At 31.4% G+C, this 23160-nt stretch carries 16 protein-coding genes, 3 tRNA genes, 1 pseudogene and 1 riboswitch; of the genes and pseudogenes, 9 read left to right on the forward strand and 11 right to left on the reverse strand.

Going from position 1 to position 23160, the window contains the following annotated elements; genetic code table 11:
* Window positions 1–48: 48 nt before the first annotated feature.
* From metE to BA195_RS06575, 5 genes and pseudogenes are all read right to left on the reverse strand, one after another.
* Window positions 49–2363 (reverse strand): annotated as a pseudogene (gene metE / locus BA195_RS06555) (5-methyltetrahydropteroyltriglutamate--homocysteine S-methyltransferase).
* Window positions 2364–2551: 188 nt separating this feature from the next.
* Window positions 2552–2743: riboswitch (cobalamin riboswitch) on the reverse strand.
* 216 nt (window positions 2744–2959) lie between these two features.
* Window positions 2960–3466: a nuclear transport factor 2 family protein gene (locus tag BA195_RS06560; RefSeq protein WP_245662324.1), complete on the reverse strand. Its 507-nt coding sequence runs from the start codon at window positions 3464–3466 to the stop codon at window positions 2960–2962.
* A gap of 9 nt (window positions 3467–3475) precedes the next feature.
* A complete protein-coding gene (locus BA195_RS06565) occupies window positions 3476–5443 on the reverse strand; it encodes a PspC domain-containing protein (RefSeq protein ID WP_068703609.1) in 1968 nt (655 codons plus the stop codon).
* On the reverse strand, window positions 5436–5780 hold the full coding sequence (locus BA195_RS06570) for a PadR family transcriptional regulator (protein ID WP_068703611.1): 345 nt from the start codon (window positions 5778–5780) through the stop codon (window positions 5436–5438). The genes BA195_RS06565 and BA195_RS06570 overlap by 8 nt, the downstream gene beginning before the upstream one ends.
* A gap of 18 nt (window positions 5781–5798) precedes the next feature.
* The gene (locus BA195_RS06575; RefSeq protein ID WP_028888426.1) at window positions 5799–6227 is read right to left on the reverse strand and encodes a DUF4870 domain-containing protein; all 429 of its coding nucleotides are present in this window, start codon (window positions 6225–6227) and stop codon (window positions 5799–5801) included.
* A gap of 155 nt (window positions 6228–6382) precedes the next feature.
* On the opposite strand from BA195_RS06575, the gene BA195_RS06580 reads away from it, so the two are divergent.
* Window positions 6383–6838: a DUF4442 domain-containing protein gene (locus BA195_RS06580; protein WP_068703996.1), complete on the forward strand. Its 456-nt coding sequence runs from the start codon at window positions 6383–6385 to the stop codon at window positions 6836–6838.
* Between the two features lie 48 nt (window positions 6839–6886).
* Window positions 6887–7687, forward strand: coding sequence for a TIGR00266 family protein (locus BA195_RS06585; RefSeq protein WP_068703613.1), 801 nt, complete (start codon window positions 6887–6889; stop codon window positions 7685–7687).
* Window positions 7688–7744: 57 nt separating this feature from the next.
* Here the strand turns inward: BA195_RS06585 and BA195_RS06590 are convergent, their stop codons facing one another.
* Window positions 7745–9130 (reverse strand): TlpA family protein disulfide reductase, encoded by a 1386-nt coding sequence (locus BA195_RS06590; protein WP_068703615.1) that lies wholly within the window; start codon window positions 9128–9130, stop codon window positions 7745–7747.
* A 176-nt stretch (window positions 9131–9306) separates the two neighbouring features.
* Entirely contained in the window at window positions 9307–11856 is a 2550-nt protein-coding gene (locus BA195_RS06595) for an ATP-dependent Clp protease ATP-binding subunit (protein ID WP_068703617.1), read from the reverse strand.
* Between the two features lie 307 nt (window positions 11857–12163).
* On the opposite strand from BA195_RS06595, the gene gyrA reads away from it, so the two are divergent.
* Window positions 12164–14665 (forward strand): DNA gyrase subunit A, encoded by a 2502-nt coding sequence (gene gyrA / locus BA195_RS06600; RefSeq protein ID WP_068703619.1) that lies wholly within the window; start codon window positions 12164–12166, stop codon window positions 14663–14665.
* A gap of 23 nt (window positions 14666–14688) precedes the next feature.
* Window positions 14689–15924, forward strand: a complete 1236-nt coding sequence (locus BA195_RS06605; RefSeq protein WP_068703621.1) for a tetratricopeptide repeat protein — start codon at window positions 14689–14691, stop codon at window positions 15922–15924.
* Between the two features lie 82 nt (window positions 15925–16006).
* Here BA195_RS06605 and BA195_RS06610 read toward each other — a convergent pair whose 3' ends face one another.
* Together BA195_RS06610 and BA195_RS06615 are read right to left on the reverse strand one after the other, a co-directional pair.
* Window positions 16007–16777 carry a C40 family peptidase gene (locus tag BA195_RS06610; RefSeq protein WP_068703623.1) on the reverse strand — a complete coding sequence of 257 codons (771 nt, stop codon included), beginning with the start codon at window positions 16775–16777 and terminating at the stop codon, window positions 16007–16009.
* A gap of 16 nt (window positions 16778–16793) precedes the next feature.
* A complete protein-coding gene (locus tag BA195_RS06615) occupies window positions 16794–17969 on the reverse strand; it encodes an acetyl-CoA C-acyltransferase (RefSeq protein WP_068703625.1) in 1176 nt (391 codons plus the stop codon).
* A 105-nt stretch (window positions 17970–18074) separates the two neighbouring features.
* Between BA195_RS06615 and BA195_RS06620 the strand changes: the two genes are divergently transcribed.
* From BA195_RS06620 to BA195_RS06640, 5 genes are all read left to right on the forward strand, one after another.
* A complete protein-coding gene (locus BA195_RS06620) occupies window positions 18075–20117 on the forward strand; it encodes an HD family phosphohydrolase (protein ID WP_068703627.1) in 2043 nt (680 codons plus the stop codon).
* A gap of 100 nt (window positions 20118–20217) precedes the next feature.
* Window positions 20218–20301, forward strand: a tRNA-Ser gene (locus BA195_RS06625).
* Between the two features lie 15 nt (window positions 20302–20316).
* Window positions 20317–20391 (forward strand) — tRNA-Pro (locus tag BA195_RS06630).
* Window positions 20392–20420: 29 nt separating this feature from the next.
* Window positions 20421–20494, forward strand: a tRNA-Arg gene (locus BA195_RS06635).
* 130 nt (window positions 20495–20624) lie between these two features.
* Window positions 20625–21812 (forward strand): site-specific integrase, encoded by a 1188-nt coding sequence (locus BA195_RS06640; protein WP_068703629.1) that lies wholly within the window; start codon window positions 20625–20627, stop codon window positions 21810–21812.
* On the opposite strand, the gene BA195_RS06645 is transcribed toward BA195_RS06640, so the two are convergent.
* Complete coding sequence (locus BA195_RS06645) at window positions 21813–22337, reverse strand: hypothetical protein (RefSeq protein ID WP_068703630.1); 525 nt, start codon at window positions 22335–22337, stop codon at window positions 21813–21815. It abuts the gene before it with no gap.
* Between the two features lie 9 nt (window positions 22338–22346).
* Window positions 22347–23024 (reverse strand): S24 family peptidase, encoded by a 678-nt coding sequence (locus tag BA195_RS06650; RefSeq protein WP_068703632.1) that lies wholly within the window; start codon window positions 23022–23024, stop codon window positions 22347–22349.
* Between the last annotated feature and the right edge of the window lie 136 nt (window positions 23025–23160).

Below are 23160 nucleotides of genomic sequence, written 5' to 3' on the forward strand. Positions count from 1 at the left end.
ACCCAAGGTGCACTAGTTTTGGGGATGGGTTTGCACCTTGGGCAGGGATTATTTACTGTGATAATTTAATTGTGCTTCTTTTGCGGCAGCAACCATTTCAATTAAAGCTTTTTTAGTTTCATCCCAATGACGTGTTTTTAAACCGCAATCTGGATTTACCCATAATTGATCTCCAGGAATAACTTTTTTTGCTTTTTCTAAAAGTAGTACCATTTCTTTTTTTGATGGAATTCTTGGAGAGTGAATATCATAAACACCTGGACCAATTTCGTTTGGATATTTAAAATCAGCAAAAGCATCTAATAACTCCATTTGCGAACGAGAGCATTCAATTGTTATTACGTCAGCATCCATGTCTGAAATATTTTTAATAATATCATTAAATTCAGAATAGCACATATGGGTGTGAATTTGAGTCTCATCCTTTACGCCACTAGCTGATATTTTAAAAGCATTTACTGCCCATTGTAAATAGTTTTGCCATTCTTTTTTTCGCAAAGGCAAACCTTCTCTAATTGCAGGTTCATCAATTTGAATAATATTGATGCCTGCTTTTTCTAAATCAACCACTTCATCTCTAATTGCTAAAGCTATTTGGTTACAAGTTACGTTGCGAGGTTGATCGTTACGAACAAAAGACCATTGTAAAATGGTAACAGGCCCTGTTAGCATTCCTTTGACCAATTTTTTTGTTAAAGATTGGGCAAAGTTAGTCCAATAAACAGTCATTGGGTTAGGTCTATGCACGTCTCCGTAAATAATTGGAGGTTTCACGCATCTACTACCGTAACTTTGTACCCAGCCTTTTTTGGTAAAAGCAAAACCAGCCAATTGTTCACCAAAATACTCTACCATATCATTACGTTCAAACTCTCCATGAACTAGCACGTCAATATCAATTTCTTCTTGCCAACGAATAGATTTTTCGGTTTCTTCTTTTAGTAAAGAATTGTATTCTGAATTAGAAAGTTCACCTTTTTTAAATCGAGCCCTCCAACTTCTAACTTCTTTTGTTTGCGGAAAAGAACCAATAGTTGTGGTTGGAAACAAAGGTAAGTTTAGTGTTTTTTTCTGTGATATTTTACGAACAGAAAAAGGATTATTTCTTGTAGCGTCTTTTAATGTTATTGCATTTACTCTATCTTTTACTTTTGTGTTGTGGATAAGTTTAGAGGTGGCGCGGTTTTTTATAACTTCTTTATTAGCTGCTAATTTAATTTTAGCTTCCTTACTTACATTTTTAGCGCTTAATGTTTTTAAAACTACAACTTCACTTATTTTTTGTTTAGCAAAAGCCATCCATTGTTTAATTTCTGATGATAAAGTTTTTTCATCAGTTTCTAAATCTAAATCACATGGAGTATGTAAAAGTGAGCAAGATGGAGCAATTAATACACGATCTTCTCCAATTTTATCAATCGCTTTTTTGATGAAAGATAGCGATTTTTCGAAATCATTTTTCCATATATTTCTACCATCAACAACACCTAAAGATAAGCTTAACTGTTCAGGAAATGTATTTAAAACATCGGCTAATTGCTCAGGGTTACGAACTAGATCAATATGTAAAGCACATACAGGTAATGAGGTTGCTAAGGATACATTGTTCTTTAAACCATCAAAATAAGTGGCTACCAATATTTTTAATTTAGGAAACTCATTTTTTAACGTTGCGTAAACATGTTGATACGCTTTTTTTGTTTTTTCATTAATATCTAATGCTAAAAAAGGCTCATCAAATTGAATCCATTCGGCACCTTTTGCGGCTAATTCTTTTAAGATGTTAATGTATACAGGTAAAAGATTTTCAACTATATCGAGTTTGTCAAAATTTTCTTCTTTTTCTTTTCCTAAAAGTAAATACGAAACTAGTCCAATAATTACAGGTTTAGCGTTTATATCAACTTGTTTTGCTCCTACAAATTCGTTGATGATTTTGTTTGAAAAAAGTTTAAATTCTTGATTTTATAAAATTCAGGAACTATGTAATGGTAGTTGGTATCAAACCATTTGGTCATCTCCATAGCAGTAATATCAATACCATCTTTTTGATACCCTCTTGCCATGGCAAAGTATAAATCGAGTTCATTAGTCGATTTTTTTAAAGCTATTTCATTGTATCGTTTTGGAATAGCACCAACGGTTAACGACATGTCTAAAACTTGATCATAATAAGAAAAATCATTACAAGGAATTAAATCGATTCCTGCTTTTTGTTGAGTTTTCCAATTTTTAATGGTAAGATTTTTTCCTACGTTTAGCAATTCATCTGCTAAAATTTTGCCTGACCAATATTGCTCGCAGGCTTTTTTGAGTTCTCTGTTGCTACCAATTCGCGGATAGCCAAGATTGTGCGTTTGCATTTTCTTCTAACTTTAAATGATTAATAAATTAGTTAAAAGCTCTTTTTTAAGCACTTCGCAATGCTTTTTTGAGAGAAAAATTAAGAAAGAAAATGCATTTAGGAGCAAACAAGGCATAACTATCCTATTCAAGTAGTTGGCTTGTAAAAGATGCATCTGTCTGACTAAAAGCTTCAAATCGCGAAAGCATTGTCAATTCGGAATAGGCAGGTCTCCTGACTTGTAACAGTTTTATTTTCCTTCCCATTTTAATTAAAAAACAGTGGATTTTTAGTAATAAAACCTTTGGTGTGTTACTTACAGTTGCGCGACAGTTCGTGATTTGCACACGATTCCCTATTAATCTACAGCTAAGTAAAACCTTTCCGGTTGATGAAGTATGTAAAGAACTTATTGGGATCAAATGTAACTATAATTTTAAAAGAATAGCTTTTTTTATTTAGGATAAGTATAAATTAGTTTTTTAATAAGTTGTATTTTTTGTAAATAGCATAAAAAAGCCAAAGCAATAAAGCTTTGGCTTAATAAAACCAAGTATTAGTATCATTGGAGTTAGCTATAACAAATGACCTAATTTTTTTAGGGTTAACTATATTTTAATGTAGGCTAATAACTTTTGTTATTTTCCATTGTTTGTTTTCTTGTTTCCAAATTACAATAAATTTACTAGGAACTGATTTTTCGTTTGGTTGTTGATTGTTATAAAATTTATGATAACCAATTTGTATGGCTCCGTAATTTTTTATCGGATAAACTTCAATACTTCCTTTTACTAAAGTTCGGGTTACTTTACCACAAATGTTTTTTTCTAAAGCTTTTAAAAGATTTTCTTTAGATGTTGATAAACCTGCCTTGTCATGAAAAAATTCTAAATCTTTATCATAAAAATTTGCTTGGGTTTTCATGTCACAAGTATTGTATGCGGTAAAATAAATACTGTCCATTTTTACAATTTCATTGTGTAACCCAATGTCTACAGCTTTGTAATTAGGAATTTCATGCACTTGTCCGTTGGTTATCCAACTAAATAATAACGTATACAAAAGGGTAATGAGTTTTAGAAAAAAATTACCTTTAAAGAAAAAATCAAAAATAGTTCCCATAATTTTAATTTACCAAATTTTAAAGGTTATAGAATCATTTTCGTTATAACTTCTTGTAAAACCATGTTTTCTATTACCAACAATTATACTTTTTGTAAGCTTTTTTGTTTTTCCTTTAAAACCATCATTACAATCAACTTTTAAGGAGTATGTTTTTATCTTTCCGTTATCATAAAAGCTTGATTCTGAAAAATCAATATCAATATTTTTGCGGTCTTTAAACCAGCGAGCTAATTTTTTTAATTCGTTTCTGGTGGTTTCTTTTGTGATAATAAGTTCTGATTTCACCTCATTTATGGTGCTGTTAAACATAAAACTAATCTCATCATCGTTATCCGAATTCCAATTATTAGTATCGGTTTCATTAATAGAGCAATCAGTACATTCAAAACCTTTTGAGGTCATTTTGAAATAATGGTTAGCCATATCGCGGTCGTAAATATTATTTGTATTTTTAACATCGTCTAAAAATCTACGAGATGAATTTTCAAAATAAATTGTTGTTCCTTCTGGTATAAAAATAGTGGCTTTAACTTCTTCATCTTTCCAAATATTTTTATATTCACTTAAAAAGAAAGCATCAAAAACTATGGTGTTGTTAGCAGTTTTAAAATTATACAGAATCGCTTCAGCATTATTATTTGCATTATTTCGCTTTCTGCCTTCTGATGTTTTTTTAATTTCTATATAAGCGTTGTTAGTTTCGCTTTTACGAACGTCAATATTTATATCGTTTGAGTATTTTAACTCTTTATTGTTAATATAAACTGATATTGCATTATTTCTGTTACGTAAATTATGATTATAATGAATGTTATCATCATTAACAACTCTAATTTTTAAAGGTTCTTCTTTAATATAGTTAATACTATGTTTGCTTACGTTTGTGCCGTTATACGCGTGTGTTGTTGCGTATTCGATACCTGAAAAAGCAACAGCTAATAAAGACACTAACCAAATTCCTAATAATGTTAAAATAGCAGCGGTGCTTAATTTTTTAATATTAGGTGATAGTATTCGTAATCCTAAAATAAATAATACGATAAACGGAATTCCGATTAAAACAAATAATGCAGTAGATAATAGCCATTTAGGTAAAGTAGCATCGTAAAAAAATGGAGGATAATGCACGAAATCACTATCAACATTTAAAAACTCTAAACTACCTATTGAAAATATACCTAAAAGCAATGATATAATGGTAATACCAGCAATAAAAATTAATAGTATTCCCATAAATTTACCAAAAACTTTAAAAAGGGTTAGCAATATTTTACCCATAGTATCTATGAAATCTTGAAAACCCGATTTTGTTTGCGCTCGCATTTTTTCATAATCGGCACTCGAAATTTTCTCTGAAATTCCTGTTGCTCCATCTTTTATTTTTGTTGAAAAAGATTCAAACTCGTCACGAATTTTTTTTTCGATGTTATCAATATTTACAGCTTCACCTTCCATTTGTAATTTTTCAGAAGTTGTTATTGCTTCAGGTAATAGCACCCATAAAATAACATAAGCTAAAGGAGAAAATCCAGAAGCAACTAAAACGATAAAAGCAATGCGAATCCAAATAACATCAATATTAAAATAATGTGCAATACCAGCACAAACACCACCTAAAAATTTATCATCTCCATCTCTAAATAATTTTTTTGAAGATTGGTTTCTTTTTCGGTTTTTATATGAGGTTTCTTCATTGTATGAGCCTTCAGCTTCAGCATAATCTTCTGGTTGACCCATTATAGTGATAACCTCTTCAATGTCGTTTTCATTTATTACTTGACGAGCATCGGTAATACGTTCAGATAAAAGTTCGCTAATGCGTGCTTCGATATCTGAAATAATTTCATCCTTTCCTTGCGGATCATCACTTAAAGAACGCCCAATGGCTTCTAAATAACGTTTTAATTTTTGATAAGCAATTTCATCTATATGAAAGAAGAATCCACCTAAGTTTATATTTATTGTCTTATTCATTGTTAGTTGATTTTGTACTTGTTACTAGGTTTACTGCGTTTACTAAATTACTCCAGGTTTTGTTTAATTCTTTTAAAAACATTCCGCCATTTTCTGTTAAAACGTAATATTTTCTTGGAGGTCCAGAGGTTGATTCTTCCCATCTATAGCTTAGTAATCCTGCATTTTTTAAGCGGGTTAGTAGCGGATAAATAGTTCCTTCAACCACAATCATTTCTGCACTTTTTAATGTTGAAAGTATTTCAGAAGTGTATGCATCATTATTTTGTAAAATTGATAAAATGCAGTATTCTAAAACTCCTTTTCGCATTTGTGCTTTGGTGTTTTCTATCTTCATATAATGCGGTTTATGAGGTTATTTTATAAAATTAATTGTAAAAGGATATTTATATTCTTCTCCTTTATTGGCTTTCATTGCTGCGATAATGATTAAGGCTATTTTAATAAGTGAAACAATACTTACTAAAGAAGCAATACCAATAAAACCAAAGAGGCCATTGTATGAATGATGTCCTCCAAAGTCAATATCTATTCCGTTAAAAATATCTAAAAAACTTCCGAAAAAGAATGAGAAGAATGAAGCACTTAAAATAAAAATATACAATCCAAAACTGATGTTAAAGTTTACAGCTTCTTTTCCATGCTCATCTAAAAAATTGCTTTTATCTTTTAAAGTTTGCCATAAAACTAAAGGAGTTATAATACTACCTAATGGAAATAAATATCCTGCGAATGCAGATATATGTATTAAAAAAGCGTTGGTGTTTTCTTTGTTTTGTTGCATGGTTAAATATTTTATATAATACTGTACTATGCAAATATATGTCTTTTAAAAGGTATTATGCAATACATAGTACTGTAATTAACATTTCTTTAACATATTTTATTTTTGTGAAGTTTTATAAAAAAAGCTGTAAATTGCCCATAAATACTGATAAAATGAAGTTTACACCTCGAAAAATTAATTTTTTTACCTTATTTAAATTACCGTCTGCTTATATATGCGGAATTAAAGTAAAGTCGATTACAGAAGAGAAATCGATGGTAACAGTAAAGCATAGATGGATTAATCAAAACCCTTTTAAGAGTATGTTTTGGGCAGTACAAGGTATGGCAGCAGAATTAACTACCGGCATTTTAGTAATGCAAGCTATTGATAGATCAAATAAAAAGGTATCAATGTTGGTTACAAATATGAATGCGACGTTTACTAAAAAAGCGACAGGTAGAATTGTATTTGTGTGTAATGATGGAATAGCGATAAAAGAAGCAATTCAAAAATCGGTAGTAACAGGCGAGGGACAAACTGTTCAGGTAACTTCTGAGGGCGTAAATGAAGACGGAATTTCTGTGTCTAAATTTGAATTTGAATGGAGTTTAAAAGTGAAAGCGTAACAAATGAGAGTTTTTAACGTCTAATTATTGAATATTAATAATTAAACTATGAACGCACACGAAATAGATTACCGCATTTTTGGAGAGGAAATGCAATATGTAGAAATTGAATTAGACCCGCAGGAAGGAGTTGTTGCAGAAAGTGGAAGTTTTATGATGATGGATGCTGAGGTGAAAATGAATACTATTTTTGGCGATGGTTCTAATCAAGAAAAAGGGTTATTAGGTAAGATATTCTCGGCAGGAAAAAGAATTCTTACTGGAGAAAGTTTGTTTATGACTGTTTTTACAAATGATGGTCAGGGAAAAAAACAGGTTTCATTTGCTTCACCATACCCCGGAAAAATAATTCCGATTGATTTATCAGAGTTTGGAGGAAAGTTTATTTGTCAGAAAGATGCCTTTTTGTGTGCTGCAAAAGGTGTGTCTATAGGAATAGAGTTTTCTAAACGTTTAGGAAGAGGTTTGTTTGGTGGTGAAGGTTTTATAATGCAAAAGATGGAAGGTGATGGTATCGGTTTTGTGCATGCTGGCGGTACAATGGCAAAAAAAGTTTTGCAAGTAGGAGAGGTTTTAAAAGTTGATACAGGTTGTATTGTTGGTTTTACGCAAGATGTAGATTATGATATTGAATTTGTGGGTGGAATTAAGAATACTATTTTTGGAGGAGAGGGCTTGTTTTTTGCAAAATTGCAAGGGCCAGGAACAGTTTATATTCAGTCTTTACCATTTAGTAGGTTAGCAGGACGTGTATTAGCAATGGCACCACAAACAGGTAGAGGAGATAAAGGAGAGGGAAGTGTTTTAGGGGGCTTAGGTGATCTTTTAGATGGAGATAATCGATTTTAAATTAAGTTAGTTATATGAAAACAAAAAACCGCCTATTGGCGGTTTTTTGTTTTCAAATTAGATATTTAATTTGTCAAAAATGTTTATTAATTTTTCACCTTGAGATGGTGCTGGTGCATTAGGGTTTACGATGTTTCCATCAGGATCGATGATTATGAATTTAGGTAATCCTTTTATTAAGAATTTTTTGGCCCATTCTAATTCAGATTGTTTTTTACCACTAAATAATTGTATTCCTGTCATTTCACGGTCAACAATTGTTTGCTTCCACTTTTCATGTTGACTTTTATCATCAACACTAATACTAACAAACTCTATGTTCTTTCCGTGATACTCTTCTTCTAGTTTTTTTAATAGAGGAATTTCTCTTTTACAGAAACCACACCAAGTAGCCCAAACATCAATGTATAGATATTTTCCTTTACCTAATAGGTCATCTAGAGAAGTTGTTCCGCCAGCATAATTTTCAAAATCTTTAAATTTAGGAGCGGGTTGCCCTTTAGCTGTTGTTTTTAAAATGTTATAAGTTTTAGATATTTTTTCTTTGTGGATTTTATCGGTAGAGTATTCCATAAACTTGTTATAAAACTCTTTTAAATTGTATGTAAGGGTTATACCATCTTTAGCGTTTTTGTATAATAAATCATTCTTAGCTATGGTGTCTTTAACTTTTGTTTGAACAGTTTCTAAATAAGATAAAAAACGATCACCTCCGTCTTTAGCTTTTTCCCTAGCAATAAGATCTAATTGAGTTTCTAATATTTTGCGATAAGAATATGAATTTACATAATCAGTACTGCTGCTATAATTAAAGTTTTCAAGAGGGTCAGGAAAGTCTTCAGAAACAGTAAAATCCTGTTCTTCGTTTAAATATCTATAATAATCTTGATAATTACTTAAGTTTCTTAAATATTCATATTCAATGTTCTTTACTTCTTTTTTTAAGAATTCAGAAGGTAAATTATTAGCGATTGATAACTCGGTTAAGGCGCCTTTATATTCTTCCATTTTATCTAAAAAAGCTTCTTCTTCTAAAGAGAAGAAATTCTTTGCGTTTACTAAAATTTCAGAAAATTTTTCCTTTTTTTGAATGAAATAACGATTAATGTTAGCGTTGGTTCCTTTGAACTCAAATTCATTTAATTTTTTATAATCTCCTGTTATTTTTGTGTCGACAGTGTCAGAAAGATATAGACTAATAGGTTTTTTATTTAAAGATAAAGTATAGTATCCTCTTTCTTTAATTCTAATGGTGTCTGAAAATGTCCCTGTTTTTTTATCAAATTTTATTTTTTTATCGAAATTAAAACCAGTTAAGGTCACGTCTCTCTTTTTAAAATTTTCAATTTTTCCTGATAAAATTAGATAATCTTTTACAGGTTTTTCTTCTTTACATGAAGTAATAGTTAGTCCTATAAGGGCAAAATATATTAATTTTTTCATGGTTTGTTGTTTAGTTAAATAAGGGATTAAGGCGCCGAAGTTACTTTTTTTAGCTTTTTTATCAAAGAAATTGACAAAATATTTAATAGAATATCAATTATTTTAGCTTTTATTTTTTTATGAATTAACAGTTAAGTTCCTAAATAAATGCATTTAGGAACTTTTAAAAACTGTAATTATTCTATTTCGGTACGTGACTCTTCAGGTTTGTCCCCTTTTTTTATCTTTATAATGAGTTTATTGCTTTTCTCGTCTAAATTCATTGAGATTGTGTCTCCTTCGTCTAACTTTGAATTTACAATTTCTTCAGCTAAAGCATCTTCAATATACTTTTGAATAGCTCTTTTTAAAGGCCTTGCTCCGTATTTTTTATCAAAACCTTTGTTTGCTATATAGTCTTTAGCTTTTTCACTCAAAATTAATTTATAACCTAAATCGGCAATGCGACTTAAAAGTTTTTCTAACTCGATATCTATAATTTTATGAATATCTTCTCTTTCTAATGAGTTGAAAATGATAACGTCATCGATACGATTTAAAAACTCAGGAGCAAATGACTTTTTTAATGCGCCTTCAATGATACTTTTTGCATGTGCATCTTCTTGTTCTTTTTTCGATGAGGTACCAAAACCAACTCCGGCACCAAACTCTTTTACTTTACGAGCACCTATGTTAGATGTCATTATAATAATGGTATTTCTAAAGTCTATTTTTCTACCAAGACTGTCAGTTATATGTCCGTCATCTAAAACTTGTAAAAGCATGTTAAAAACATCTGGATGTGCTTTTTCAATTTCATCTAAAAGAATTACAGAGTACGGTTTTCTTCTAACTTTTTCGGTTAATTGCCCACCTTCTTCATAACCTACATATCCTGGAGGTGCTCCGATTAAACGAGAAATGGCAAATTTTTCCATATACTCACTCATATCGATTCTAATTAAAGAGTCGCTAGAGTCAAATAATTCACGAGCCAGTACTTTTGCTAGTTGAGTCTTTCCAACTCCGGTAGATCCTAAGAAAATAAAAGAACCAATCGGTTTGTTTGGGTCTTTTAGCCCTACACGATTTCGTTGAATAGCTTTTACGACTTTAGTTACAGCTTCGTCTTGTCCAATAACTTTACCTTTTATCATGCTAGGTAAGTCTGCCAAACGATTACTTTCAGCCTCGGCAACTCTGTTAACAGGGATTCCTGTCATCATAGAAACTACCTCGGCTACGTTATCTTCGGTAACAATTTCTCGGTTTAATTTAGCGTCTTCTTCCCATTGATTTTGTGCTGAGTCTAAAGCTGTTTCAATATTTTTTTCATCATCACGAAGTTTTGCAGCTTCTTCATATTTTTGTCCGCTTACAGCTTTTGTTTTTTGTTCGCGAATTCCTTCAAGCTTAGCTTCTAATTCTAAAATTTGTTGCGGAACAACAATATTGGTAATATGAATTCTAGATCCAGCTTCATCTAAAGCATCAATAGCTTTGTCTGGTAAAAAACGATCTGTCATATAACGATTTGTTAATTTTACACAAGCGTCAATAGCTTCGTCGGTGAATGATACCTGATGATGCGCTTCGTATTTACCTTTAATATTATGTAAAATTTGAACAGTTTCTTCAACTGTTGTAGGTTCAACAATCACTTTTTGAAAACGACGTTCTAAAGCGCCGTCTTTTTCGATGTTGGTTCTAAATTCATCTAAAGTAGTGGCTCCGATACATTGAATTTCGCCACGAGCTAGGGCTGGTTTTAACATGTTAGAGGCGTCTAAAGACCCTGTGGCACCACCAGCGCCAACAATGGTGTGAATTTCATCAATAAACAGAATAATGTCGTCATTCTTTTCTAGTTCATTCATTAAGGCTTTCATGCGCTCTTCAAATTGACCTCTATATTTTGTTCCAGCAACTAAGCTTGCTAAATCTAGCGAAACAATTCTTTTGTCGAATAATATTCGCGATACTTTTCTTTCAACAATCCGTAAAGCTAAACCTTCTGCAATGGCAGATTTACCAACACCAGGTTCACCAATTAACATTGGGTTGTTTTTTTTTCTTCTACTTAAAATTTGTGAAACGCGTTCAATTTCTTTGATTCTTCCTACTACTGGATCTAACTTTCCGGTGGTAGCAAGTAATGTTAAGTCGCGCCCAAAATTATCTAAAACAGGAGTTTTGGATTTTTTAGCTTGTTTTCCTTTTGGATTTTGTTGTCCATAAGGATTTGATTTTTCTTCGCTAAAAGCGTCGTCAGAAGGGGTTTCTGCAGATGGAGAAAGAAAAGTATCATCTACATGTAACTGTTTGTATAATGCTTTTGCTTGTTCATAGTCTACATCATATTTTTGAAGCATTTTTGTGCTGGGATCGTTTTCGTTACGCAAAATACATAATAATAAATGTGCTGTGTCTATAGCGTTACTTTGATATAATTTAGCTTCTAAAAAAGTAGTTTTTATCGCTTTTTCAGCTTGTCTAGTAAGGTGCAGGCTCTTTTTTTCGACGCTTGCTATTGATGGTGAAGTCGGATTTAATTTTTCCAATTTATTGCGCATCAAATTTAAATCTACATCAAACGTAGTTAATATTTCGATGGCTTTTCCGTCTCCTTTTCTTATCAAACCTAATAATAGATGTTCTGTTCCAATAAAATCATGCCCTAGTCGCAAGGCTTCTTCTTTACTGAAAGTGATTACATCTCTAACTTGTGGTGAAAAATTATCGTCCATAAATTTAATTTGTATAAATGTAAAGTTAGTAAGTTTTTTTATAAAAAATTACAAAAAAGATGCCAATAGTTTTAAGTAGACATAATGGCAAGATGAAGATATAAAATTTATGTTTAAAAAATGTTAAAATTGTTGATAAGTATGATTAAAACAGTAAGTTTATTTTTTGTGTAAAAGAAGTCATTATATTATCTTGCAATGTTTTAAGAAGTACAGCTAATATAAGTGTATTTTAGAAGTGAGTTTTATCAAGTGTAAGATTCACTTTTTTAACGAAAATGAGAATTAATATTTTAAAAAAACATATATGGCAGATGGCGAAAAGTTGATTCCTATCAACATTGAAGAGCAAATGAAATCAGCGTATATCGATTATTCTATGTCGGTTATCGTATCAAGAGCATTACCCGATGTAAGAGATGGTTTAAAACCAGTTCACCGAAGAGTATTATTTGGTATGCATGAGCTAGGAATTAAAGCAACAGGGTCATATAAAAAGTCTGCAAGGATAGTAGGGGAAGTATTAGGTAAGTATCACCCGCATGGAGATACCTCTGTATATGATTCTATGGTGCGTATGGCGCAAAATTGGAGCGTACGTTATATGATGGTTGACGGGCAAGGTAACTTTGGTTCGGTAGATGGAGATTCTCCAGCAGCAATGCGTTATACTGAGGTAAGAATGCAAAAGATATCAGAAGATATGTTGGCTGATATTGAAAAGGATACCGTAGATCACCGTTTAAATTTTGATGATACTTTACAGGAACCTACTGTGCTACCAACGCGTATTCCAAACTTATTAGTAAACGGAGCTTCAGGTATAGCCGTAGGTATGGCAACAAATATGGCGCCGCATAACTTAACGGAGGTTGTAAATGGTACTATAGCATACATCGAAAATAGAGATATTGAAATCGATGAATTAATGCAACATATTAAAGCACCTGATTTTCCTACCGGAGGAACCATTTATGGTTATGATGGGGTAAAAGATGCTTTTCATACCGGTCGTGGACGTATTGTAATGCGTGCTAAAGCTACGATTGAAGAGGTTAAAGGAAGAGAGTGTATTATTGTTACCGAAATTCCTTACCAAGTTAACAAAGCAGAAATGATTAAAAAAACTGCGGAGTTAGTAAATGATAAAAAACTAGAAGGGATATCTAATATACGTGACGAGTCTGATAGAAACGGAATGCGTATTGTATATATTTTAAAGCGTGATGCAATTCCTAATATTGTATTAAATAAGCTATTTAAATACACGCAATTACAAACATCATTTAGTGTAAATAATATAGCACTTGTTAATGGGCGACCAGAACAATTAAACTTAAAGCAGTTAATTCATCACTTTGTTGAGCATAGACATGAAGTTGTTGTGCGTAGAACAGAATTTGAATTAAAAAAAGCAGAAGCTAGAGCACATATTTTAGAAGGGTTAATTATCGCTTCAGATAATATTGATGAGGTTATAAAAATTATCCGTGGATCTAAAAATGGAGATGAAGCACGCGAAAAGTTAATTGAACGTTTTGAGTTAACTGAAATTCAAGCTAAAGCAATTGTTGAAATGCGTTTGCGTCAGTTAACAGGACTGGAGCAAGATAAATTACGAGCAGAGTTTGATGAAATTATGTTAACTATTGCTGATTTAAAAGATATTTTAGCAAATGAACCAAGACGTTATCAAATAATTACAGATGAGCTAATTCACGTTCGTGATAAATATGGAGATGAACGTCGTTCTGAAATTCATTATGCAGGAGGAGACATGCGTATCGAAGATATGATACCAAACTCTAAAGTTGTGGTAACTATTTCACATGCAGGTTATGTAAAACGTACAAATCTTGACGAGTATAAAGTTCAGAATAGAGGAGGGCGTGGGCAAAAAGGAGCAACGACTCGTAATGAAGATTTCTTAGAGCATTTATTTATAGGTACCAATCATCAATATATGATGTTCTTTACCCAGAAAGGAAAAGTATTCTGGATGCGTGTGTATGAAATTCCAGAAGGAGGAAAGAATACTAAAGGAAGAGCAATGCAAAACTTAATCAATATTGAACAAGATGACAAAGTAAAAGCATTTTTAGTTACACAGGATTTAAAAGATGAAGAGTACATCAAAAATCATTTTGTAATCATGGCTACTAAAAAAGGGAAGGTTAAAAAAACGCCTTTAGAGCAGTATTCTCGCCCTAGAACAAACGGTATTAACGCTATTACTATTAAAGATGGTGATGAGCTTTTAGAAGCCAAACTAACCACAGGTGATAGTCAAGTAATGTTAGCTTTAAAATCAGGTAAATCTATCCGTTTTGAAGAGGCGAAAACACGCCCAATGGGACGTACAGCTTCAGGAGTACGAGGTATAACTTTACAGCATGATAAAGATGAGGTAGTAGGTATGGTTGCTGTTAATGATATGGATAGTAATATTTTAGTAGTTTCTGAAAAAGGATATGGTAAGCGTTCAAAATTAGAAGATTATCGTGTTACTAACCGTGGAGGAAAAGGAGTAAAGACATTAAATATATCAGAAAAAACAGGAGAATTGGTTGCAATTAAAAATGTAGATGATTCAAATGATTTGATGATTATAAATAAATCAGGTCTTACCATTCGTATGGCTGTTGAAGATTTACGTGTTATGGGGCGTGCAACACAAGGGGTGCGTTTAATTAATATAAAAGGGTCTGATAGTATCGCAGCTGTTGCAAAAGTTATGCATGAAAAAGAAACAGATGAAGATGGCACGGAAATTGAAAATGAAGATATAACAAACCAAGAGCAAGAATAATAATAAATTAAAAAGTAACAAAAATGAAAAAACAAATACTAACCTTTTCTTTAGGATTGATGTCATTAGGATTAATGGCTCAAAAATCTGAATTAAAAGCAGCTGAAAAAGCAATAAAAAAACAAGACTTTACAACAGCTATTACAACTTTAAATAATGTTGAAGGAGCTGTAATGATGAATGGAGAAGATAAATATAAATCTAAGTTTTATTTTTTAAAAGGTAAAGCATTAGCAGCTAAAAAAGATTATAAAAACTCAGCAGTAGCTTTTAATGAGTTACTAGCAATGAAAGAAAGTAAGTACTCAGAACAAGCTAAACCTATCTTAAATCAAATGATTCAAGAGGTTTCAGATAAGGCTATAAATTTATATAATAATAAAAAAGATTATAAAAATGCAGCAGATAATTTTTATTTAACCTATGTATTAAGTCCTACAGATACTTCTTTTGTATTTAATGCGGCTGTTGCAGCTACACAAGCTAAAGAATATGATACGGCTATTAAATATTATAAAGAATTAAGATCAGTAGGTTATACAGGTATTCAAACTAAATATTACGCAACAAATAAGTTAACAGGTAAAGCGGAAGATTTAGGTTCTAAAAAAGAGAGAGATTTATTAGTAAAGTCTAAGAAATATATAAAACCTGAAAATAAAGCCTCTGAGTCAAAAACAGCTGTTATTGTAAAAAATATAGCTTTATTATTAAAAGAACAAGGTAAAACTGATGAAGCAATAGCAGCATTAGCAGAAGCAAGAAAGGCTAATCCAAAGGATTTGAATCTATTATTAAATGAAGCTGATATGTATATTAAGCTTGAAAAAATGGATAAGTTTGGGGAGTTAATGAATCAAGCAATTGCTTTAGACCCTAAAAACCCAACACTTTATTACAACTTAGGTGTTGTTAATTTTAATCAGGGTAGGGTAGAAGATGCTAAAAAATATTATGAAAAGGCAATCGAGCTAAAACCTAATTACAGTGATGCATACATGAATATAGCAGTTGTTGTTTTAGATAAAGATAAAAAGATTGTTGAAGAAATGAATAAAAATTTATCAAACTTTAAAAAGTATGATGCATTGGCATTAGAACAAAAAGAGGTTTATAAAGAAGCATTGCCTTTTTTAGAAAAAGCAGACTCTTTAAAAAGAAGCATAAGTACAGTTAAAACATTAATGAACTTGTATGAAGTTTTAGAAATGGAAGCTAAAGCTACCGAGTATAGAGCTATCTATAAATCAATGAAATAAATTTAGGAAACTATATTTTGAAAATCAAAAAACCGAAACTTAAATAGTTTCGGTTTTTTTGATTTAAATAAAGATTTAAAAATTAAATATAACGCTTTATGACTCTTAATTTATGAGTGTGTTTAAGTGTGTCTATATTGTAAATACCACTATGATCTAGTTTATCAATGCGTACTTTACCATGTGCATGAATAATATTATAATCATTCATAATAATACCCACATGTGTAATGTTACCTTCATCATTGTCAAAAAAAGCTAAATCACCAGGTTCACTTTCTTCAATAAAACTTAAAACTTCGCCTTGTGTGGCTTGTTCTTTAGCATCACGAAGTAAGTTGTAGCCGCATAATTTATATACGGTTTGTGTAAAACCAGAGCAATCGATACCAAAAGGAGATTTACCTCCCCATAGATAAGGTACATTTAAAAAAAGAAAAGCAGTATCAATAATTGCTGATTTTTCTAATTTGTTACCGCATACTTTTCCGTTGTAAGTATATCTGGTATTATTTATATTAATGTTGTTGTCTTTAAGAAAAGGAAGTCTGGCTCCCATTGGAATAGTAGTTAAATTATGATTGTTGTCAGTAATAAAATCGATCAATTCACCAGCATAACTCATTTTTTCTTCGCATAAAGAAATATAAATTTCTTCTGTAATTTCCTCGTATTGTTTATTGTCAATAAAGCCTTCGTAATTATCGAAAGCTAAACGTATTTTACTCCATTTTTTAGTTTTTTTCAAAACTTCAAAATGTTCTCCAAAAACCACTTGATTTACCATTTCTGAAGGGTCAGAAGGTTCAAGCCTAAGAGGTACAATAGAAAGATTACAAATTCCGAAAGACATTAATTAAATATTTAAATTAAATTCTTTCGATTACCATGGCGCTAGCACCACCACCACCGTTACAAATACCGGCAGCACCTATTTTAGCGTTGTTCTGTTTTAGTATTGATGTTAAGGCAATGATTATTCTCGCTCCTGAAACACCTAATGGGTGTCCTAATGATACCGCTCCTCCATTTACGTTAACTTGGTCAGCAGATAATCCCAAGATTTTCATGTTTGCTAAACCAACTACAGAAAAAGCTTCGTTTAATTCAAAGTAATCTACATCATCAATTGTAACTCCAGCCTTTGCTAGTGCCTTTGGTAATGCTTTTGCAGGTGCAGTTGTAAACCATTTTGGTTCGTGAGCAGCATCAGCATACCCTTTAATTTTAGCTAAAGGAGTTAAGTTTAATTCTGCAGCTTTATCAGCAGACATTAAAACTAAGGCAGCTCCACCATCATTAATTGTAGAGGCATTTGCAGCAGTTACTGTTCCTTCTTTAGTAAATGCAGCACGTAAAGCAGGAATTTTTTCCATTTTTACGTTTTTGTATTCTTCATCTTCAGAAAAAATAATAGGTTCACCACGACGTTGAGGTATTTCTACCGGTACAATCTCATCAGAGAATTTACCTTCGCTCCATGCTTTTGATGAACGGTTGTATGATTCAATTGCAAAAGCATCTTGATCTTCTCTAGAAAAATTATATTCAGTGGCGCATTCATCAGCACAAACTCCCATTGCTACTTGCTCATAAGCGTCAACTAAACCATCTTTTTGCATCCCATCTTCCATCTTTATTGGTCCAAATTTAGACCCTGTTCTTGCATGTTGATAATGAGGAATCATACTCATGTTTTCCATACCACCAGCAACTACAATTTCAGCATCACCTAAAGCAATTGTTTGCGCTGCTAACATAATAGATTTCATACCTGAAGAGCATACTTTATTTACAGTAGTACAAGGTACAGTATTCGGAATTCCAGCAAAAATAGCAGCTTGACGAGCAGGTGCTTGTCCTACTCCAGCAGAAACTACGTTACCCATAAAAACCTCTTCAACTAATTCAGGTTTTAAATTGATTTTATCTAAAGCTCCTTTTATTGCTACGGCACCTAATTTTGGTGCAGGTATCGTTGCTAAACTTCCTAAAAAACTACCAATTGGTGTTCTTGCTACTGATACAATAACTACTTCTTTCATATATTTGGGTATATTTTGTTAAGATTTGTTTTGCGAAAATAACGATTTTATAACAAGTACTCAAATAATAGAGAAAGGTTATATTTACATTTTTAAATATATAAAATGAACGATTTTATTAATAAATTATATAAAAATAATGCAATTATTTACAAGGTGTTATTGTTTTTAATTACCGTTGTATCAATTGTATACTTGTTTCCAAAAAGTGGGAGATTTAAGTATGATTATCCACAAGGAAAACCATGGCATTATGATAATTTTTATGCACCGTTTGATTTTGCAATTCAAAAAACAGCTAAAGAAATTGAAGAAGAAACTGAAGAAATCAGATTAAATGCCAAAAAATATTTTGTTTATAACCAACAAACAGAAAAACAGGTTTTAAATTTATATAAACAAAAAATAACTCTTTTAGATTCCTTATCAACTAATGATAAAGAAATTTTAAAAAAGAAAGGGGGGCAGATTATAAAAAGGATATATAAATATGGCTTTTTAGATGATGAAAGTGTTACTAAAGCAAGGCAAGAAGAACTTGTGATTTTACGAAAAGGAAACTCTACATATGATATGTATTTTTCTAAATTAGTACAATCAAAAGATATATTAAGATACATTTCAGATAACAGTAAGAATATTGAAGTATCCATGCAAAATATACTTTTAAATAAGTTATCTGAAGTTGTTAGAGCAAATGTAACTTACGATGTAAAATATAGTGGTAAAGAATTAAACGCAGCAATAAAAAACATTTCTCATGCTAAAGGAAAAATATCTAAAGGTGAATTAATAATTTTAAAAGGTGATATTGTTGAGGGGCAAAAATTTAATGTTTTAAAATCGTACGAAACGGCCTCAAGTTCTCAAATTTGGACAAAATCTAATTATTATTGGATTGTTTTTGGGTACACTATTTTAGTTGCTTTGGCTTTATTGATGTTGTTGCTTTTTCTTCAGAAATATCGTTTCGAAATTTTTAACGACAATAATAAAGTAACCTTTATCTTTTTTAATGTTTTTTTAATGATTTTAGTCCAAACATTAGTTGTTAAATATAATTTCGAGTACTTGTATGTAGTTCCGTTAAGTATTTTGCCAATTGTATTAAAAGCTTTTTTTGATGCTAGGTTAGGTTTGTTTACGCATGTTCTTACCGTATTGTTATTGGGTTTTATAGTGCCAAATAGTTTTGAGTTTATTTATTTACATATAATAGCAGGAATTGTGACAATACTAACCGTTTCTGAGTTGTACAAAAGAGCTAGCTTATTTATGTCAATAGGCCAGATAACTTTAATTTATATGATTACTTATTTTGCATTTTCTATTTTAAAAGAAGGGAATGCAGGTAAAATAAACTGGTTGTATTTCGGGTTATTTGCTGCAAACGGGTTGTTGTCTTTTTTAGCAGTGTTCTTTATCTATTTTTATGAAAAATTGTTCGGCTTAGTTTCTGACGTAACTTTATTAGAACTTTCGAACACCAATTCAAAGTTGTTAAGAGATTTAAATGAAAAAGCACCAGGTACTTTTCAGCACTCAATGCAAGTAGCTAATTTAGCAGAAGCAGCAGCGAATGAAATAGGTGCCAATTCAATGCTGGTAAGAACCGGGGCTTTGTATCATGATATTGGTAAAATGGCAAATCCAATGTACTTTACAGAAAACCAATCAACAGGGGTAAATCCACATAATGATTTATCACCTAAAGACAGCGCAAAAATAATTTTAGATCATGTAATTAATGGAATTGAAATCGCTAAAAAGCACAAATTACCAGACCGAATTATTGATTTTATAAGAACACACCATGGAACAAATGTTACGTATTATTTTTATAAAAAAGAATTAGAAAGTAATCTTGAGGTAGATATTAAAAAGTTTCAATATCAAGGGCCAATTCCGTTTTCAAAAGAAACAGCTATTTTGATGATGTGTGATGCGGCAGAGGCAGCTTCTAAAAGTTTAAAAAATCCTACAGCTCAATCAGTCGATAATTTAATAGATAAGATTATTGAGAAACAAAAAAATGACAATCAGTTTACAAATTCAGATATCACGTTTCGAGAAATAGAAAAAATAAAAAAAATTATTAAGAATAAGTTGATGAGTATCTATCACTTACGAGTTGAGTACCCAGATTAGGGTAATTTTTTTAAAAAAATACTTGTGAAAACTCTTAAGTCGTTGTATATTTGCACTCGCAATTTAAAACTCTTATTTATTAAGTAGTTTAAAAATTCAAGGAGAGGTGCCAGAGTGGTAATGGAGCAGATTGCTAATCTGTCGACGGGTGACTGTCGCCAGGGTTCGAGTCCCTGTCTCTCCGCAATTAAATTGCACTCGGGGTGTAGCGTAGCCCGGTCATCGCGCCTCGTTTGGGACGAGGAGGTCGCAGGTTCGAATCCTGCCACCCCGACACTGTTTTCGTAGAAACATAAAAACTACGGGCTCGTAGCTCAGCTGGATAGAGCACCTCCCTTCTAAGGAGGCGGTCATAGGTTCGAATCCTATCGGGCTCACTTAAAGCTTCACTAGAAATAGTGAGGCTTTTTTGTTGTTTTAAAGTTTTTTTGATTTCTTTTGTGTTTGTCTGTTTTTAGCTGTTTTTATCTATATTTGCACGAATAAGTGTGATATTTTTGTGATATTTTGAAGGGTAAAATTTATTTAGACGTAAGAAAAACAAACGAGCGTAAAGATGGATCATTTCCTGTGTTGGTTAATTTAACGCACGCGGGTAAAAGATCTGTGTTTTCGTTAAAAATAAATATACAGAAAAAAGATTGGAATTTCGATTTGGAATTGCCAAAAACTTCAAGTAGGTATTTTGTGGTGGTTAAGAAAAAGAAATTGTTATTGGAATCTGTTATGTTGGATTTTCTTTCTGGAGAAGATATTTCTTTGGATCAGGTAAAAGATGTGTTGTTAAATAAACAGGTGGTTAAATTAACGTCGTTTTTAGATTTTTACATGGTTTATGTTGATGAACTTAAAAAAGCAGGTAAAACGGCAACTGCTTTATCTTATGAAAATGCTTTTAATCAACTAAAAATATACCGCGAAAAATTATTGTTTAACCAGATTGATTATAATTTACTAAATGGTTTTAAAACTTGGCGATTATCGGCGGGTAATTCAAAATCTACTGTGCATACATATTTGCGAAAACATAGGGCGGTTTATAATGAAGCAGTGCGTAGGGGTTTAACGGAAAATTTAAAACCGTTTAATGGTGTTTTTAATAATATTACTGTAAAGGCAAATCGCACAAAAAAACGGAACATTACAAAAGTTGATGTTAAATTGCTTGAAAAGGATCATGGATTGGCAATGTCGCACCAGCGTGCTGTTGATTTATGGTTGCTGATGTTTTATTTTGGCGGCCAAGATTTAAAAGATATTTACTATCTGGAGCATTCGCAAATTAATAAAAACAGGGTGTTTTTTAGGCGCGGAAAATTAGGTGAAAATGGTTATGAGTTCGATTTGTTAATTACGCCAAAAGCGCAAAAAATTATTAATAAATATAAAGTGTCTGGTACTTATGTTTTTCCGTGGCGTAAAGATTTTGAAGGTTATAAAAGTTTTAGAGATAATTTGCGTAGATCATTAGATAAAGCTCAAAAAATTACAGATATACAGGTGTTGCCTTTAGGTGGTAATATTCGTGTGAAAGTGGCGCGTCATACATTTGCAACTATTGGTAAGCAACTTTTTATTGAAGCTGATTTGCTCCGTGAATTAATGGGTCATGAAAGAAATGATGTTGATACTATTTACAAAGATAAATACCCGCAGAGTGTTCGTGATGAAGCGCAGTTAAAAATTATAGAATAATTACCAATCTTCTTTTTTAAGTTCTTTAATGGTAAATTTATCTGTAAAATGCTGATCGTATATTTTTAAGCCTTTTTTATGTGTTTTGGCTGTTTTTATTTTGTTTTTTCTTACAACGTATTCTTCTAAGTTCATTCTTACACCAGTATTCATAGTTGCAGAAGTTAATTTGGTTATGGTTACTCGGTATTTGTAGTTTTTAAAATCTATCTTTACAAGATGGCTGTTTGTTTGTTGTATGTAAAATGCTGTAAATAAAGATTTACCGCCATATTTTTTAAAATTAATACTTTCATTTTCAACATTAAAAGTTATATTTTGTTTTGTTTCGTTTAAATTTTTTGATATAAGTTCTAGTAGTAGTTTATCTTTAAATTGTTTTTTAGAATCTTCTTTTGTTGTTTCAAAAACCTTTTGCCAAAAAATATTTCCATTTTCAGTTTTGAAGTTGTAAAGACTGTCAGCGTATTTTTGGCTGTATAAATTTGTTGTTACTAGTAATGCTATTATAATTATATTTTTCATAGGGTAAATTTAAAACAAATAACTAGATGCTTGTACTTTAAATAGGTTTAATATTAATGTTTTTTTTATTTGTTGTGGCGGAAACTCGTTTTTTTTGCTATCTGATGGTTTGCTAATTAGTGTAAAGTAATCTTCATTTTTACCTGCGGTAATTATTTTAATCATGCGGTAATTGTCTTTTGTTACAATTGCATAAATTTCGCCAAATGGTAAAAACTCCTGCCAATTTTCAATCTTAACAATTCCGATGGCGTCGCCGTGTTTAATTATTTTTGCCATACTTTGTCCAGAAGCGCGAATTACATAATCACAGCCGTTAAAAAATGGGTGTTTTATAAAACTAGTAGGTTGTAATTGTTGGCTTTGTGTAAAATCTTCAAATCCTGCTGCAAATTCTACATCGTAATATGGTACGCCTTGCTGGTAGGTTGCAGGTGGTTCGGCGGCTTGTGGTTGTTTGTGTTCTTCTTTTATTTCTAAAGATCCTTTTGTGCCTGTTATAGTTTCTTCTAAATAATCTAAAATAATATTTAAGGTTTTGCGGCGTGGTTTTATAGTGTCGTCGTTTAAAATATTGTAAGCTGTTTTATTGCTAACAGGTGTGTTTTCTCCTATTTGATATGATGAAATATCGTTATCTGAAGCTATTTCACGTATTAATTTAATTAAATCTTTATCCTTTATCATATTGATTTACAGTTATATATGCTTGATTACATTAAATATTAATGTAATTACTTGTAAATTACCTGTAATTTACTTTATATTTGTAACGTAGAGAACGTCGCTTCATCAAAATTACAAAATAAATAATTAGTAGCGA

The organism is Tenacibaculum soleae (assembly GCF_001693415.1).
Lineage (GTDB): Bacteria > Bacteroidota > Bacteroidia > Flavobacteriales > Flavobacteriaceae > Polaribacter > Polaribacter soleae.